Origin of the sequence: Rhodanobacter sp. Root179 (genome assembly GCF_001428465.1) — a bacterium.
In the GTDB taxonomy this organism is placed as follows: Bacteria; Pseudomonadota; Gammaproteobacteria; order Xanthomonadales; family Rhodanobacteraceae; genus Rhodanobacter.
Map to the genome: position 1 here is coordinate 209,331 of NZ_LMHR01000088.1, position 15,469 is coordinate 224,799.

Consider the following 15,469-nt stretch of genomic DNA (forward strand, 5'->3'; position numbering starts at 1 on the left):
CGGCGGCGCGTCCGTTCGATCATGCTCCCGCACCACGGTGGTGCCGGAGAGCATCCATGAACGTCATTCACGAAACCCACGGCACGCTCGACAAATACCTGCCCCTGCTGCTCGGCCTGATGGCTGCGCTGTTCGTGGGCAGGGCGCTGAGGAAGACCCTGTGGAGCGCGTTCGCCCTGTACATGGCCTTGCACTACAGCGGCATTCATCCGTTTGGCTGAGCGCATGCCCTAGACTTCGTGCCTTCCGTTCGCGCATCGGCGCGGACGCTGCCACTCTCCAGCACAAAGTCACCGCATGAGCCGCACACTCGCCGAATGGCTGGCGTACCAGGAACGCGTCAACGTCCACAGCATCGAGCTGGGCCTCGAACGGGTACGCGAGGTGTGGTCGCGGATGGGCGCACCGGCACCGGCGCGGCAGGTGATCACCGTCGCCGGCACCAATGGCAAGGGCTCCACGGTGGCCTTGCTGGAGGCGATGCTGCGCGCCGCGGGCCACCGCGTGGGGGCATTCACCTCGCCGCACCTGCTGGCCTACAACGAGCGCGTGCGCATCGACGGGGCGGATGCCGACGACGCGGCGCTGATCGCCTCGTTCGAGCGGATCGAGGCTGCGCGCGGCAGCGTCCCGCTGACCTATTTCGAGTTCGGCACGCTGGCCGCGCTGGACCTGTTCGCGCGGGCCGAGCTCGACGTGGCCGTGCTGGAAGTGGGCCTGGGCGGGCGACTGGATGCGGTCAACATCATCGACGCCGACGCAGCGGTCATCACCACGGTCGACCTGGACCACATGGACTGGCTCGGGCCGGATCGCGACAGCATCGGTCGCGAGAAGGCCGGCATCGCGCGGGCCAGGCGACCGGCGATCGTGGGCGAGCTGGACCCGCCAGCGGGCCTGCTCGCCGCGCTGGACGCCTGCGGCGCCCGGGTCGAGCGCGCCGGCATCGATTTCAGCGTCGAGCGCCATGCCGACGGCTGGCGCTGGCGCCACCGCGACGGCAGCGCGATGGAGCTGCCCGATCCGGCCCTGTCCGCGCCGGTGCAGTACGCGAACGCGGCGGCGGCGATCGCCGCGCTGCACGCGCTGGGTGACGAGAGGCTCACGCCCAGCGCGTTCTTTGCCGCGATCAGCGTGGGCCTGCACGAGGTGCGGGTGCCGGCGCGACTGCAGCTGATCAGCGGCGAGATCCCGATCATGGTGGATGTCGGGCACAACCCGCAGGCGGCCCGCGCCCTGGCCGAATGGCTGGACGCGCAACCGGAGACCGCGGTGCGTGCCGTGTACGGTGCGCTGGCCGACAAGGATGCCGCGGGCGTGATCGCGGCGCTCGGCGACCGCGTCGATCATTGGCACCTGGCCGGGCTGGAGCGGGACAGCCCGCGCGGCATGAGCGTCGATGCGCTGGGCATCATCCTGCGGCAGACCCTGCCGCAGGCCTCGTGCACGGCGCACGCCGACGTGGCGGCGGCGTTGCAGGCGGCGCGTGCCGCCGCGAAAGCGGGCGACTGCATTCTCGCGTTTGGCTCGTTTTTCGTGGCCACTGCGGTGCTGGCTGAACACGCGGCCATGGCGGGCGGCGTCGACGCCGGATGACCGTTGCCCGCGGCAGGTATAATCGCCGTGTTGTGCACTGCCTTTGCCGTCCTGGAGCGATAACTTGAAAACACGCCTGCTGGGAGCCGCCGTCCTGATTGCCTTGGCGGTTCTGTTCGTGCCGATGTTCTTTTCCAGTACGCCGCCAGCCCCCGGTGGCGACCAGGCCGTCAACCTGGCGATTCCGCCGGCACCCGATCGCGACCTGCAGACCCGCACCATGAGCCTTGCGCCCGACGCCGCCAGTGCCTCGGGCACGGTGGCGCCACCGGCCGAAACCGTCACGCCCGGATCAGGTGACCGGCTGGCCACGGTGAACATCGGCTCCAGCCGTCCGCGCGACGTGGAGACCGATCCGCAGGCCGGCCAGGCGCCGCCGCCGACCACGGTGACCATCGGTTCGGGCGCGTCGCCCAGCCAGCCGGTGATTCCGCAGCGGGACAAGCCGACGGCAACGACCCCGCCGGTGGCTAGCAAGCCGCCTGCGTCCGTCGAACCGGCCAAGCCGGTGGCGGTCACCCCGAAGCCCGCGCCGACACCTGCCGCGGTCGGTCGTGGCAACTACACGCTCAACCTCAGTGCCTATGCCAGCGCCGCCGGCGCGGCCAGCCTCGAACGTCGCGTGCGCGCCCTGGGCTATCCGGTCAGCGGCCAGACGATCACCCAGGCGGGCAAGCCGCGCACCCTGGTCACCGCCGGCCCGTTCGAAACGCGTGCCGCGGCCGAGGCGGCCCGGCTGAAGATCACCCAGTCGATTCCCGGCGTGCCGGCGCGGCTGGAACAGGACGCCAGCCGCGACAGCGCGCCGGCCAGCGCACCCGTGGCCCACGAGTCCACCAGGGCCGGTGGCTGGGCGGTCCAGCTGGCGGCGGTCAGCGCCCAGGCCGACGCGATCGCGCTGCGCGACAAGCTGCGCGCGAACGGTTTCGACAGCTTCGTCGATTCGGTGCAGGCCAGCGGCAAGCAGTTGTGGCGCGTGCGGGCCGGCCCGCAGACCCAGCGCGGCGACGCGCAGCGCGTGCACGACCAGATCAAGGCGAAGCTGGGCATCGACGGCAACGTCGTCCCGGTGCCCTGAGTTCAGCGGCAAGCTGGCGAACCCATGAACTGGACCGACTACATCATCCTTGGCGTGCTGGCCCTGTCCGTCCTGGTTGGGCTGTGGCGCGGGCTGGTTTCCGAGGTGCTGGCGCTGGTGATCTGGATCGCCGCGTTCTGGGTGGCGTGGAGCTTCGGCCCGGCGGTGGCCCGACATTTCGAGCACGTGATCGAGCTGCCCTCGGCGCGGATCATCGTGGGTTACGGCCTGTGCTTCGTCGCCGTGCTGATCCTGGGCGCGCTGCTGCGTTTCGTGATCAGCCGGCTGGTCGAAAGCACCGGCCTGTCCGGCACCGACCGCCTGCTCGGCATGCTGTTCGGCCTGGTGCGGGGCGTGCTGCTGGTGACCCTGCTGGTATTCCTGATCGGCTTCACCGCGTTCACCCGCGATCCATGGTGGCAGCAGTCCGTGCTGCTGCCCCAGTTCCAGCACGTGGCGGTCTGGCTGGGCCAGCAGGTGCCGCCCGGCCTGCGCGATTACATCCACCCGCCGGCCGTGCTCGATCGCCTGTCCGGCTTGCCCGCGACCCTGCCTGCCTCCATATCCGGCGCGTCCCCCGCGCCAGCGGCGACCTCCATCCATCCGGCATCGCCGGCCGCAGCCAGCTCGGCTGCGCCGCCCCGGAATTTCTGAACACATCTCCCGAAGCAGGCAACAACCATGTGCGGAATCATCGGCATTGTCGGTACCACCGAAGTGGCATCGGCGCTTTATGACGGACTGACGGTGCTGCAACACCGCGGCCAGGACGCCGCCGGCATCGCCACCGTGGACGGCTCGCGGCTGCGCCTGCACAAGGGCAATGGCCTGGTCCGCGACGTGTTCGGCCAGAGCGCGATGGCGGACCTGCGCGGGCGCATCGGCATCGGTCACTGCCGTTACCCCACCGCCGGCTCCGAGGGTTCGGCCGAGGCGCAGCCGTTCTACGTGAATTCGCCCTACGGCATCGCGTTCGCGCACAACGGCAACCTGGTCAACACCGACGCACTGCGCCGCGAAATGTTCGAGGGCGATCGCCGCCACATCAACACCGAATCCGACTCCGAAGTGCTGCTGAACGTGCTGGCGCACGAGCTGCAGATCCAGGACCGCATGGCGTTGACCCCGGACCACATCTTCAAGGCGGTGGCCGGCGTGCATGCGCGGGCCCGCGGCGGCTATGCCTGCATCGCGTTGCTGCTGGGCTACGGCCTGATCGCGTTCCGCGACCCCAACGGCATCCGCCCGCTGGTGCTGGGCGAGCGGATCACCGGCGAAGGCCGTGAATACGCGGTGGCCTCGGAGTCGGTGGCGCTGGACATCCTGGGCTTCAAGCGCATCCGCGACGTGGCGCCGGGCGAGGCGGTGATCATCACCGACGACGGCCAGTTGCACAGTCGCCGCTGCGCCGAGGGCGCGACGCATACGCCATGCATCTTCGAATACGTGTACCTGGCGCGGCCCGACTCGATGATCGAGGACGTCTCGGTGTACAAGGCGCGCCTGCGCATGGGCGAGAAGCTGGCCGAGAAGATCCTGCGCCTGCGCCCGGACCACGGCATCGACGCGGTGATCCCGATCCCCGACACCGCGCGCACCGCCGCCAGCGCGCTGGCCGGCGCGCTGGGCGTGCCGTTCCGCGAGGGCTTCGTCAAGAACCGCTACATCGGCCGCACCTTCATCATGCCGGGGCAGGGCGAGCGGGTGAAATCGGTGCGCCGCAAGCTCAACGCGATCGACCTGGAGTTCCGCAAGAAGAACGTGCTGCTGGTGGACGACTCGATCGTGCGCGGCACCACCTCGAAGCAGATCATCCAGATGGCCCGCGACGCCGGCGCCAAAAACGTCTACTTCGCCTCCGCCGCGCCGCCGGTGCGTTACCCGAACGTCTACGGCATCGACATGCCGTCCACCTCGGAGCTGGTCGCCGCCGGGCATACCGAGCAGGAAGTGGAGCACGTGCTGGGCGCCGACTGGCTGATCTACCAGGACCTGAAGGACCTGATCTGGGCGGTGCAGGACGGCAACGAGAACCTGCAGCAGTTCGACACCTCCTGCTTCTCGGGCGAGTACGTCACCGGACTCGACCAGCGTTACCTGGAGCAGATCGAAATGCTGCGCTCGGACGACGCCAAGGCGGCACGGCGCGTCGTCTGAATCCGTGCCTCGTGACTGATCTCCACGCTGCTGCCAGGCGCTGCCTCGACGCCACCGACCCGGCCGAGAAGCTGCGCCTGACCCACGAAACCTGGCAGGCCTTTCTCGCCGGCGAGTTGCGTGCCGATCCCGACTCGCCGCCACCCGAGCCGATCGGCGCGCCCGGCCGCCCGGCGAAGCCGCGCCTGGTCAATGCACGGCAGGTGCCCCAGCGCGGGCTGGGCAGCGCCGAAGGGCGGGCCGCGCTGGTGCATGCGGTGGCGCACATCGAGTTCAACGCGATCAACCTGGCCTGGGACGCGGTCTACCGCTATCGCGACAAGCCGGCCGACTATTACCGCGACTGGGCCAGTTGCGCCCACGACGAGGCCCGGCACTTCGCCATGCTGTCGGCACGGCTGGCCGAGCTGGGCCATGCCTACGGCGACTTCGACGCGCACGACGGCCTGTGGGCGATGGCCGAGAAGACCGCCGCGCACGACACCGCCCGGATGGCGCTGGTGCCCCGCGTGCTGGAGGCGCGCGGACTGGATGTCACGCCGGGCATGATCGAGCGCCTGCGCAAGCTGGGCGACCAGCGCACGGTGGCGATCCTCGAGGTGATCCTGCGCGAGGAAGTGGCCCACGTCGCCGCCGGCACCCGCTGGTACCGGCACTGCTGCGAGCGCGACGGCGTCGATCCGATCGACACCTTCTTCGTCCTGCTGCGCGACTACATGGGCGCGACCCTGCGCGGCCCGTTCAACCGGCCGGCACGACTGGAGGCGGGCTTCCTGGAAGAGGAACTGGACCGCCTGGCGGCGCTGTCGCCGATGCCGGGCTGAGCGGGCCGGCGGCGAGGCCAAATAAAAAAGCCGGCGCAAGGCCGGCTTTTTTATCGAATTTTGGTCGGGGTGACAGGATTCGAACCTGCGACTTCTACGTCCCGAACGTAGCGCTCTACCAGGCTGAGCTACACCCCGTGGGAAGCCGCGTATCTTAATCGCGGATCGGGAGCTTGGCAACAGGTTTGCGCGATCCGGCTGGCGACGATGCTGGGGAAGGCTGCTGGCGTTCTGTTAATCTTGACGGCTGCCGTCGCGCGCCTTCGCGCGGCGGAATGTCCACCCCGTCAGTAGAGGATTCCATGGCGCTTACCCCGGCCCGCACCATGCCCGGCGTGCTCGAGCTGCTGCCGCTCGACCAGATCGCATTCCAGCGCATGCTCGACGTGATCCGCCGCAATTACGAGCGTTTCGGCTTCCTGGCCATCGAAACGCCGGTCATCGAGTTCTCCGACGTGCTGCTGACCAAGACCGGCGGCGAGACCGAGCGCCAGGTCTATTTCGTGCAGTCCACCGGCGCGCTCAACGCGGCCGGCAAGGTCGACGAAGGCATGCCGGAACTGGCGCTGCGCTTCGACCTCACTGTGCCGTTGGCGCGTTACGTGGCCGAGCACGAGCGTGACCTGAGCTTCCCGTTCCGTCGCTACCAGATGCAGAAGGTGTACCGCGGCGAGCGCGCCCAGCGCGGTCGCTTCCGCGAGTTCTACCAGTGCGACATCGACGTGATCGGCAAGGACTCGCTGTCGGTGCGTTACGACGCCGAGATTCCCGCGGTGATCCACAGCGTGTTCCGCGAGCTGGACATCGGTCCGTTCACCATCCACATGAACAACCGCAAGCTGATGCGTGGCTACTTCGAAAGCCTGGGCGTGCTCGACGCCGAGCAGCAGATGCTGGTGCTACGCGAGGTGGACAAGCTGGACAAGCGCGGCGCCGACTATGTGCGCGACACGCTGACCGGCGCAGCCTTCGGCCTCGCCGCCGAGGTGACGGCGAAGATCCTCGCCTTCGTGCAGGTGCGCTCCACCTCGCTGCAGGACGCGCTGGACAAGCTCGATGCGCTGGGCCCCGGCCCGGAGGCGATGGAGCAGGGCCGCGCCGAGCTGAAGGAAGTGCTGAACCTGATCCACGCGTTCGGCGTGCCCGAAAGCGCGTACGCGCTGAACCTGTCGATCGCCCGCGGCCTCGACTACTACACCGGCACGGTCTACGAAACGACATTGAACGACCACCCGCAGATCGGCTCGATCTGTTCCGGCGGGCGCTACGAGAACCTGGCCGGCCAGTACACCAAGTCGCACCTGCCCGGCGTGGGCATCTCGATCGGCCTGACCCGTTTGTACTGGCAGTTGCGCGACGCCGGCCTGATCGACACGGCCAAGAGCACGGTCGACGTGCTGGTGACCCAGATGGACGAAGCGCAGCTGCCCGCCTACCTGGCGCTGGCCGGCGAACTGCGTGGCGCCGGCATCGCCACCGAGGTGGTGCTGGAAGGCGGCAAGCTGGGCAAGCAGTTCAAGTACGCCGACCGCGCCGGCATCCGCTTCGTGATCGTGCTGGGCGAAGACGAAATCGCCAAGGGCATGGTCACGGTCAAGGACCTGCGCCGCGAGGACCAGTTCGAAGTGGCGCGCAGCGAGCTGATCAAGACGCTGCGCGTGGAGCTGGAGCAGGCCGCGGCGATGGGTTGATGGCGTTGCGGGTTGACTCAAAGCATCATCTTCCACAGCCGTCATTCCCGCGAAAGCGGGAATCCATTTTGACTTTGTCGCAACGCCAAGGTGGATTCCTGCTTTCGCGGGAATGACGGCAAAAGAGAACAAACTTCACGGAGACATGGATGACTCCCAGGCAACCGGCCGTCTACATCATGGCCAGCGGCGAACGCGGCACGCTCTACATCGGCGTGACGGGAAACCTCAGGCTGCGTGTGTGGGAACACCGGGACGGTGTGGTTGAAGGTTTCACCAGGCGTTACGGCGTGAAGCAGCTGGTGTGGTTTGAGTTCCATCCCGACTTTCCGTCGGCGATCACGCGCGAGACGCAGCTCAAGTGGTGGAATCGCGCGTGGAAGCTGGAGTTGGTTGAAGCAGGCAATCCGCAGTGGCGGGATCTCTGGGAAGATTTGCTGTAGCACGGGCGCTCATCGTTATGAGTGTCCGGTAACGGAAAGTATGGATTCCCGCCTTCGCGGGAATGACGCAACAAATGCGGAGCATTTTTCAGTGAGCAAAACGATTCTTCTCGACGGCAGCAGCCTGACGCGTGCGCAGCTGGTGGCGGTGGCGCGGCAGGGGGCCTCGGTGGCGCTGGATCAGGCGCAGCTCGCACGCGTGCAGCGCGCCGCGGATTTCCTTGCCGAAAAGGTCAGCTGCGGGGAGCCGACCTACGGCGTCACCACCGGCTTCGGCAGCAACGCCGACAAGCTGCTGGGCGCGCACCGCGTGCGCGACGAGCTGTCGGCCAGCCACGCCGGCGCGCCCGAGGGCACGCTGATGGAGGAACTGCAGCACAACCTGATCATCACCCACGCGGTATGTGTGGGTAAGCCCTTTGGCGAGGACGTGGTGCGGGCGATGTTGCTGATCCGCATCAACACCTTGATGCGCGGGCACTCGGGCATCCGCGTCAGCACGCTCGAAGCGTTGACCGCGATGCTCAATGCCGGCGTAGTGCCGGTGGTGCCGGAGAAGGGTTCGGTGGGCGCCAGCGGCGACCTGGCGCCGTTGTCGCACCTGGCGATCGTGCTGCTGGGCGGCGGCGAGGCGTTCCATCGCGGCGAGCGGATGAGCGGCGGCGAGGCGCTGAAGCGCGCCGGACTCCAGCCGATCCGCCTGTCGTTCAAGGAAGGCCTGGCGCTGAACAACGGCACCGCGCAGATGCTGGCCACCGGCGCGCTGGCGCTGGACACGCTGGAGGCCTTGCTGGACACGGCCGACGTGGCGGCGGCGATGACCCTCGACGCGTTCGCCGGCCGCAGCGGCGCGCTGCGCCCGGAAGTGCACGCCCTGCGCCCGCATCCGGGCCAGGTGGATGTGGCGGCGCGCGTGCGCGAGCGGCTGGCCGGCTCGACCCTGCTCGACATTCCGTATCACCTGGTGCCGCGCTTCAAGTCGTGGACCGCCGAGGCGTGGAGCGAACCGGACGACCAGGCGCTCAGCTTCGATATCGGCTGGGACTGGGTGCCGGCCAACCAGCGCCACGGTCGCGAGGCGTTCTACAGCCGCTTCCTGCCGTTCAAGGGCGGCAAGAAGCACCAGCCGCAGGATGCCTACAGCCTGCGCTGCATGCCGCAGGTGCATGGCGCGGTGCGCGATGCGTGGGCGCAGGCGTGCCGGGTGTTCGACATCGAGCTGAACTCGGTCACCGACAATCCGCTGATCTTCCCCGACAACGACGACGCGCAGTTCATCGAGGAGCAGGTGATCTCGGCCGGCCACTTCCACGGCATGCCGCTGGCGCTGGCGATGAGCTACGTGAAGGCGGCGATCCCGGTGCTGGCGTCGATCTCCGAACGTCGGCTCAACAAGCTGGTCGACCCGGCCACGAACGATGGTTTGCCGGCCTTCCTCACCGGCAACGAGGATGGCACCGATTCCGGTTTCATGATCGTGCAGTACACCGCGGCGGCGCTGGTCAACGACCTGGCCACCCGGGCGCATCCGGCCAGCGTGTATTCGGTGCCCACCAGCGCGAATGCCGAGGATCACGTCTCGATGGGCGCCAACGAGGCGCGCCACGTGCTGGAGATGATGGAGGACCTCGGCCACGTGCTGGCGCTGGAGCTGTACACCGCGGCGCAGGCGCTGGACTACCGTCAGGAGATGCTCAACGCGGCCCGCCGGCTGGCCACGCGCGGTGGCTGGCAGGCGCTGGCGGCGAAGATCGCCAACGCGCCGCGCGAAGACCAGCCGCACCACCCGCAGTTCGTCGCCGAGGTGCAGCAACTGGCCGGGGCACTGGCCGGCGCGGGCGACTTCCACGCCGGCGTCAGCGTGCGCGAAGCCCACGCGGTGCTGCGCGGGCAGATCGGTTTCATGCATCGCGACCGCGCGATGGACGGCGACATCCGCGCGGTCTGCGCACTCGTGCGGGACGGCGCGTTCCGCGCCGGCCACTGATTCGACTTTCCAGGAAATACATCTCATGAGCCTGATTCAGACCCCGGTGTCCTACGGCGAACTGATCGACAAGATCACCATCCTCGAAATCAAGTCGCGCCGCATTGCCGACGAGGCGAAACTGGCCAACGTGCGCAACGAGCTGGACCTGCTCAATGCCACCTGGGCCAACGATGCCGCCTCGCAAACCGACATCTCGGACGAGCGCGCCCGCCTGCTGGCGGTGAACGAGCTGCTGTGGGACATCGAGGACAGGATCCGCCTGAAGGAGCGAGCCCAGGCGTTCGACCAGGAGTTCATCGAACTGGCGCGCGCGGTGTATTTCCGCAACGACGAGCGGGCCGCGTTCAAGCGCGAGATCAACCTCAAGCTCGGCTCGCAGCTGGTCGAGGAAAAGTCGTACCAGGATTACCGCGCGGTCTGAGTCTCCGGCGTTTCAGCCGAGGCCGAGTTCCCGTGCCGCGGCCTCGTAGCGTTCGACCACGTCGCTGACGCTGATCAGGTCCATCACGCCGGGCTTCTCGATCTTGCTGCCCCAGGGAAGATCGCCGGCCGGCTTGCCCAGGTACTTGCGCGCCGCCTCGTCGTATTTGTTCACGCACCAGCGGCGGTCGGAGTACGGCCCGGAGCGATCCGGATTGCTCGCGGCATGCAGGCCCAGCACCTTCGTGCCCACCGCGTTGGCCATGTGCATCGGGCCGGAGTCGGGAGTCAGCAGCAGCTGCGCCCCGCCCAGCATCGCCAGCAGCTTCTTCAGCGTGTCCTTGCCGGTGAGGTCGAGCGGCTGGCGCCGGCAGGCCGCCAGCACCGCATCGGCCATCGCCCGTTCGCCGGCGGAAGGCCCGCCGATCAGCGCCACGCGCCAGCCCCGCGTGGCGGCATGATCCATGACCGCCGCGTAGCGCTCCGGCCGCCAGTTGCGCAGCGCGTGACTGGAGGTGGGGCTGACCAGCAGGGTAGGCACGTCGCCGGGCAGCTGTTCGGTGGCCCATGCATGCGCCTCGTCCGGAATCGGAATATCCCAGCGCACCCGGGTCTGCTTCAGGCCGAGCGGCTCGCAAAAGCTGCCGATCGCATCGAGCACGTGTTCGCCACTGCGCGCCGGGATGCGTTCGTTGATGACCAGCCCGTGCAGATCCTTCGAACGCGCGCGGTCATAGCCGACGCGGCGATCGGCGCTGATGCCCAGGCTCAGCAGGTTCGAGCGCATCGCCACCTGCATCTGCAGCAAGGCATCGAAGCGCTGTCCGCGCAGCGCCGCGTGCACCGCGCGCATGCCGGCCCAGCCGGCGGCCTTGTCGAAGGTGACGAACTCCACACCGGGCAGATCGCCGACCAGCTTGCGTTCGAGCTTGCCCACGACCCACGTCAGCGACGTGTTCGGCCATGCCTGCTGCAGGGTGCGCAGCAGCGGCACCACGTGGGTGACGTCGCCGATGGCGGAGGTGCGCAACAGGCAGATCGAAGAGGGTGTCGGGTTCGGGGTCATGGGGCCTGGGTTAGAATCGTGGGCATTCACCGGGCATGATGATGCAGGAACGAACCCACAACGATGCCGAAGGCGCGATTCTGTTCGACGCGACGGTGTCGTCACAAGTCGGGCATGAATGGTTCGCCGCGGATTACTGGGGCGAACGCGGTGCGTTGCGGACGCAGTCGGGTGGCCGCGGCGGCGTCGCGATCATCACCACGCCGATCGGCGAATGCGTGCTGCGGCATTATCGTCGCGGTGGCCTGGTGGCGGCGCTGATGGGCGATCGCTACCTGTGGACGGGCGCCGCGCGCACCCGTCCGTTTGCGGAATTCCGCGTGCTGGCCGAGATCGCCCGGCTGGAGTTGCCCGGCCCGGTCGTGGTGGCCGCGCGCTATCGCCGGCATGGCCTGTTCTACAGCGCCGACCTGATCACCCGCCGCATCGCCGACGCGCAGACCCTGGCCGAATGCCTGGCAAGCGGGCGGATGGACGGCGAACTGGCCGAAGAGGTCGGTGCGCTGGTGGCACGCTTTCACCGCGTCGGCGTCTGGCACGCCGATCTCAATGCGCACAATGTGCTGGTGACGCCGGAGCAGCTGTACCTGATCGACTTCGATCGCGGACGCATGCGCATTCCCGCCGAAAGCTGGCGAAAAGCCAATCTGCAACGCCTGCGCCGCTCGCTGCTCAAGCTTGGCGCCGCCGCCGCCGCGGGCGAGGCGGCGTTCGAGGAAACCCTGTGGCAACCCCTGCTGTACCGCTATGGGCGTACGCTCAATCCATGAACTGGCATCTGAACTTTCTCGGCGTCGGCGCGGCGCACGCGGCGGAGCTCGGCTCCTCCGCGGCGGTGCTCGAGCGCGATGGCGTGCCGCTGCTGCTGGTCGATTGCGGCCCCGATACGCTGGACCGCTACATGGCGACCTACGACGCGCTGCCGTCGGCCATCTTCATCACGCACACCCACATGGACCATGTCGCCGGACTGGAGCGACTGTTCATCAAGCTGTGGTTCGACGGGCACCTGCGCGGCACCACCCGCGTCTTCCTGCATGCCGGCCTGATGCCCTGGTTGCAGGCGCGCGTGGCTGACTACCCCGGCGTGCTGGCCGAAGGTGGCGTGAATTTCTGGGAAGCGTTCCGGCTGATCCCGTGCACGCGCGGCTTCTGGCTGGACGGCTTGTGGTTCGACGTGTTCGCCACCCGCCATCACGTGCCGGGAACCTCGTACGGACTCGCCCTGGACGGCTGCTTCGCCTATACCGGCGACACCCGGCCGATCCCCGAGGTGCTGGCGCGCCATGCCGGGGGCACGGGGCTGATCGCCCACGACTGCAGCCTGGTCGGCAACCCCTCGCACACCGGCATCGACGACATCGAACGCGAGTACCCCGCAGCGCTGCGTCGGCAGATGATCCTCTATCACTACGGCAGCGCTGCCGATGGTGAAGCGCTGGCTGCCCGTGGTTATCGTGTGGCTGCCACGGGCGAGCGTGTTGCGCTGGCGCCACCTTCTGCGCCTCGCGCTGATGCTGGCTGAGCGACCTGGTCGCTTGCCTGTATCCGAGCCTGCGGCTATCCTTCCGCTTCTTTGTCGGGCAACGCATGCTTGGCAGAGGCGGTTTCACCCATGCGGAGAGGTGTCCGAGTGGTTGAAGGAGCACGCCTGGAAAGTGTGTATAGGGTAAAACCTATCGCGGGTTCGAATCCCGCTCTCTCCGCCAGTGAGTGAAACCGTACGACGCAGGCTGAGGTTCGACAAATTCGTCTGGAACGAATTTGGACAGCCACAGGCTGGCCCCTCGCGGAGCGAGGGGTGAGGTCCAGGATGGGCCGAGCAATCCCGCTCTCTCCGCCAGAATCCGAGTAGTGCGACAGCCTTGACGGGCTGGCGCAACAGCAAAACAACCAAGCGATATCGCTTGACGTCCATGGTGGCCCCGTCGGTCCCCCCGCGACGATAGTTCGCAAACTCCGCCAGGTCCGGAAGGAAGCAACGGTAGCGAATGATTCGGGTGCCGGGGTGTGGCTGGCGGGGCCGCCGCCATTTCGGGCGTGCCGTTACTGACTTGGCCGCCCCGACTTGGCACAATCGGTCTTTGCCCCAACGTTGGTAGCCATGTCCTATCAAGTACTCGCCCGCAAGTGGCGTCCGCGCAAGTTCGCCGAACTGGTCGGGCAGGAACACGTGGTGCGTGCGCTGACCAACGCGCTTGATACCGGCCGCATGCACCACGCCTACCTGTTCACCGGCACCCGCGGCGTCGGCAAGACCACCATCGCGCGCATCTTCGCCAAGTCGCTGAACTGCGAGCGCGGCCAGTCGGCCGATCCGTGCGGCGAGTGCTCGGTGTGCACGGCGGTGGACGAAGGGCGCTTCGTCGATCTGCTGGAGATCGATGCGGCCAGCAACACCGGCGTGGACGACGTGCGCGAGGTGATCGAGAACGCCCAGTACGCACCGTCGCGCGGCCGCTTCAAGGTGTACCTGGTCGACGAGGTGCACATGCTGTCGAAGAACGCGTTCAACGCGTTGCTGAAGACGCTGGAAGAACCGCCGCCGCACGTGAAGTTCCTGCTTGCCACCACCGACCCGCAGAAGCTGCCGGTGACGGTGCTGTCGCGCTGCCTGAAGTTCAACCTGAAGCGGCTGCTGCCGGAGCAGATCTCCGGCCAGATGCGGCACATCCTGGGCGCCGAGAACATCAGCTACGACGACAGCGCGATCGGCGAGCTGGCACGCGCCGCCGACGGTTCGCTGCGCGATGGCCTGTCGTTGCTGGATCAGGCGATCGCCTATGGCGGCGGTGCGTTGCATGCCGACGACGTGCGCACGATGCTGGGCAGCGTGGCGCGGGGGCAGGTGCTGGGCGTGCTCGATGCGCTGGCCGCCGGCGATGGCGAGCGGCTGCTGGTCGAGTGCCGACAGATCGCGTCGTATTCGCCGGATTTCGGCGGCGTGCTGGACGATATCGCCAGTGTGCTGCATCGCCTGCAGCTGATCCAGCTGATTCCCGGCTATCGCCCCGACGAAGCCAGCGAGGACGACGGTGAGCTGTCGTCGCTGGCCGAACGGATCACGCCCGAAGACGTGCAGCTGTACTACCAGATTGCCACCTCGGGCCGGCGTGATCTCGCACTGGCACCGGATGCGCGCACCGGTTTCGAGATGGCCCTGTTGCGCATGCTGGCGTTTCGTCCCGGCGACGGCGCGCCGTCGGCGCGCGTCGAGCGACCGGCGAGCAATCAAGCCGCCGCACCGCGGCCGCCTGCGCCCGCGCCCGCGCGTGCTCCCGCCGCGTCGGTGCGTGCCGTGGAAGTTTCTGCTCCTCCGGTGGCCGCTGCGTCAGCGCCCGCGCCGGCGCCGGCTGTTCCCGTGACACGCGATGCCGATGGCCTGCCCGACTGGGAATCGCTGATCGAGCGCGCCGGCCTGCGTGGCCCGTTCAGCGTGCTGGCGCAGAACGCCATCCTGCGTGAACGCGACGGCCAGACCCTGGTGCTGGCCCTGCAACCGGCGCACATGAGCATGGCGGTCGAGCCGATGGTCAGCCAGATGGAGGAGCGCATCGGCAACGCGCTGGGCGAGCGCATCAAGCTGCGTTTCGTGAGCCAGAACCAGGCCGCCGGCGCGCAGACCCCCGCGGCTCGCGCCGCGCAGGCACGCAACAGCGCACAGGCCGCTGCCGAGCAGGCGATCGAGGACGATCCGCTGGTGCAGACGCTGAAGCGCGATTTCGGCGCACGCGTGGTGCCGCAATCCATCAAGCCCTTTGACAACGAATCCGGAGCCAGGTGATGAGAGGACAGATCGGTCAGCTGATGCAGCAGGCCCAGCGCATGCAGGAAGACATGAAGCGCGCGCAGGAGGAAATCGCCAAACTGGAAGTCACCGGCAGCGCCGGCGGCGGCCTGGTCAGCGTGGTGATGACCGGCGCCCACGAAGTCCGCCGCGTGCAGATCGACCGGCAGACCTTCGCCGACGATCCCGAGATGGCCGAAGACCTGGTCGCCGCCGCGATCAACGACGCGGTGAACAAGGTGGCCCAGGTCAGCAAGGACCGGCTCGGCGGCGTCACCGCCGGCATGAACCTGCCGGCCGGCTTCAAGATGCCGTTTTGAAGGCAGGAGTGAGTGGAGTGGAGTGAGAAGAGAGAGAAGGCACCAGCACTCGGCTCTTCGCTTTTTCTCTCACTCCTCACCCCTCTCCACTCACTTC

15 protein-coding genes, 2 tRNA genes and 1 other RNA gene are annotated in these 15,469 nt (G+C 67.9%); 16 read left to right on the forward strand and 2 right to left on the reverse strand.

What is annotated here, in order from left to right; translation table 11 throughout:
* The first annotated feature begins 56 nt into the window (after window positions 1-56).
* From ASD82_RS17965 to ASD82_RS16110, 6 genes are all read left to right on the forward strand, one after another.
* The gene (locus ASD82_RS17965; protein ID WP_200950338.1) at window positions 57-221 is read left to right on the forward strand and encodes a hypothetical protein; all 165 of its coding nucleotides are present in this window, start codon (window positions 57-59) and stop codon (window positions 219-221) included.
* A 76-nt stretch (window positions 222-297) separates the two neighbouring features.
* A complete protein-coding gene (gene folC, locus ASD82_RS16090) occupies window positions 298-1,596 on the forward strand; it encodes a bifunctional tetrahydrofolate synthase/dihydrofolate synthase (protein WP_056718809.1) in 1,299 nt (432 codons plus the stop codon).
* A gap of 64 nt (window positions 1,597-1,660) precedes the next feature.
* Window positions 1,661-2,674: an SPOR domain-containing protein gene (locus ASD82_RS16095; protein WP_056718810.1), complete on the forward strand. Its 1,014-nt coding sequence runs from the start codon at window positions 1,661-1,663 to the stop codon at window positions 2,672-2,674.
* Window positions 2,675-2,698: 24 nt separating this feature from the next.
* Window positions 2,699-3,328 (forward strand): CvpA family protein, encoded by a 630-nt coding sequence (locus ASD82_RS16100; RefSeq protein WP_056718811.1) that lies wholly within the window; start codon window positions 2,699-2,701, stop codon window positions 3,326-3,328.
* A 27-nt stretch (window positions 3,329-3,355) separates the two neighbouring features.
* Window positions 3,356-4,831, forward strand: coding sequence for an amidophosphoribosyltransferase (gene purF / locus ASD82_RS16105; protein WP_056718812.1), 1,476 nt, complete (start codon window positions 3,356-3,358; stop codon window positions 4,829-4,831).
* Window positions 4,832-4,842: 11 nt separating this feature from the next.
* Window positions 4,843-5,655, forward strand: a complete 813-nt coding sequence (locus ASD82_RS16110) for a ferritin-like domain-containing protein (RefSeq protein WP_056718813.1) — start codon at window positions 4,843-4,845, stop codon at window positions 5,653-5,655.
* 61 nt (window positions 5,656-5,716) lie between these two features.
* Here ASD82_RS16110 and ASD82_RS16115 read toward each other — a convergent pair.
* A tRNA-Pro gene (locus ASD82_RS16115) sits at window positions 5,717-5,793 on the reverse strand.
* Window positions 5,794-5,957: 164 nt separating this feature from the next.
* Between ASD82_RS16115 and hisS the strand changes: the two genes are divergently transcribed.
* The 4 genes from hisS to ASD82_RS16135 all read left to right on the forward strand — a co-directional run bounded on the left by hisS (window position 5,958) and on the right by ASD82_RS16135 (window position 10,200).
* Window positions 5,958-7,346: a histidine--tRNA ligase gene (gene hisS / locus ASD82_RS16120; RefSeq protein WP_056718814.1), complete on the forward strand. Its 1,389-nt coding sequence runs from the start codon at window positions 5,958-5,960 to the stop codon at window positions 7,344-7,346.
* 149 nt (window positions 7,347-7,495) lie between these two features.
* Window positions 7,496-7,789: a GIY-YIG nuclease family protein gene (locus ASD82_RS16125; protein ID WP_056718815.1), complete on the forward strand. Its 294-nt coding sequence runs from the start codon at window positions 7,496-7,498 to the stop codon at window positions 7,787-7,789.
* A gap of 40 nt (window positions 7,790-7,829) precedes the next feature.
* Window positions 7,830-9,776 (forward strand): aromatic amino acid lyase, encoded by a 1,947-nt coding sequence (locus ASD82_RS16130; protein ID WP_056718816.1) that lies wholly within the window; start codon window positions 7,830-7,832, stop codon window positions 9,774-9,776.
* A 25-nt stretch (window positions 9,777-9,801) separates the two neighbouring features.
* Window positions 9,802-10,200 carry a DUF6165 family protein gene (locus tag ASD82_RS16135; RefSeq protein WP_007805148.1) on the forward strand — a complete coding sequence of 133 codons (399 nt, stop codon included), beginning with the start codon at window positions 9,802-9,804 and terminating at the stop codon, window positions 10,198-10,200.
* A gap of 12 nt (window positions 10,201-10,212) precedes the next feature.
* Here ASD82_RS16135 and ASD82_RS16140 read toward each other — a convergent pair whose 3' ends face one another.
* Window positions 10,213-11,265 carry a glycosyltransferase family 9 protein gene (locus tag ASD82_RS16140; protein WP_056718817.1) on the reverse strand — a complete coding sequence of 351 codons (1,053 nt, stop codon included), beginning with the start codon at window positions 11,263-11,265 and terminating at the stop codon, window positions 10,213-10,215.
* A 35-nt stretch (window positions 11,266-11,300) separates the two neighbouring features.
* On the opposite strand from ASD82_RS16140, the gene ASD82_RS16145 reads away from it, so the two are divergent.
* The 6 genes from ASD82_RS16145 (at window position 11,301) to ASD82_RS16165 (ending at window position 15,372) form a co-directional block, all read left to right on the forward strand.
* Entirely contained in the window at window positions 11,301-12,035 is a 735-nt protein-coding gene (locus tag ASD82_RS16145) for a 3-deoxy-D-manno-octulosonic acid kinase (RefSeq protein ID WP_056718818.1), read from the forward strand.
* Window positions 12,032-12,790: an MBL fold metallo-hydrolase gene (locus ASD82_RS16150; protein WP_056718819.1), complete on the forward strand. Its 759-nt coding sequence runs from the start codon at window positions 12,032-12,034 to the stop codon at window positions 12,788-12,790. The genes ASD82_RS16145 and ASD82_RS16150 overlap by 4 nt, the downstream gene beginning before the upstream one ends.
* 94 nt (window positions 12,791-12,884) lie before the next feature.
* Window positions 12,885-12,974: transfer RNA gene (locus ASD82_RS16155), tRNA-Ser, on the forward strand.
* Between the two features lie 217 nt (window positions 12,975-13,191).
* Window positions 13,192-13,288: signal recognition particle sRNA small type (gene ffs, locus ASD82_RS17485), an RNA gene on the forward strand.
* Between the two features lie 81 nt (window positions 13,289-13,369).
* On the forward strand, window positions 13,370-15,049 hold the full coding sequence (dnaX, locus tag ASD82_RS16160) for a DNA polymerase III subunit gamma/tau (protein ID WP_056718820.1): 1,680 nt from the start codon (window positions 13,370-13,372) through the stop codon (window positions 15,047-15,049).
* The gene (locus tag ASD82_RS16165; RefSeq protein WP_040672683.1) at window positions 15,049-15,372 is read left to right on the forward strand and encodes a YbaB/EbfC family nucleoid-associated protein; all 324 of its coding nucleotides are present in this window, start codon (window positions 15,049-15,051) and stop codon (window positions 15,370-15,372) included. Before dnaX ends, ASD82_RS16165 begins: the two co-directional genes overlap by 1 nt.
* Window positions 15,373-15,469: the final 97 nt, after the last annotated feature.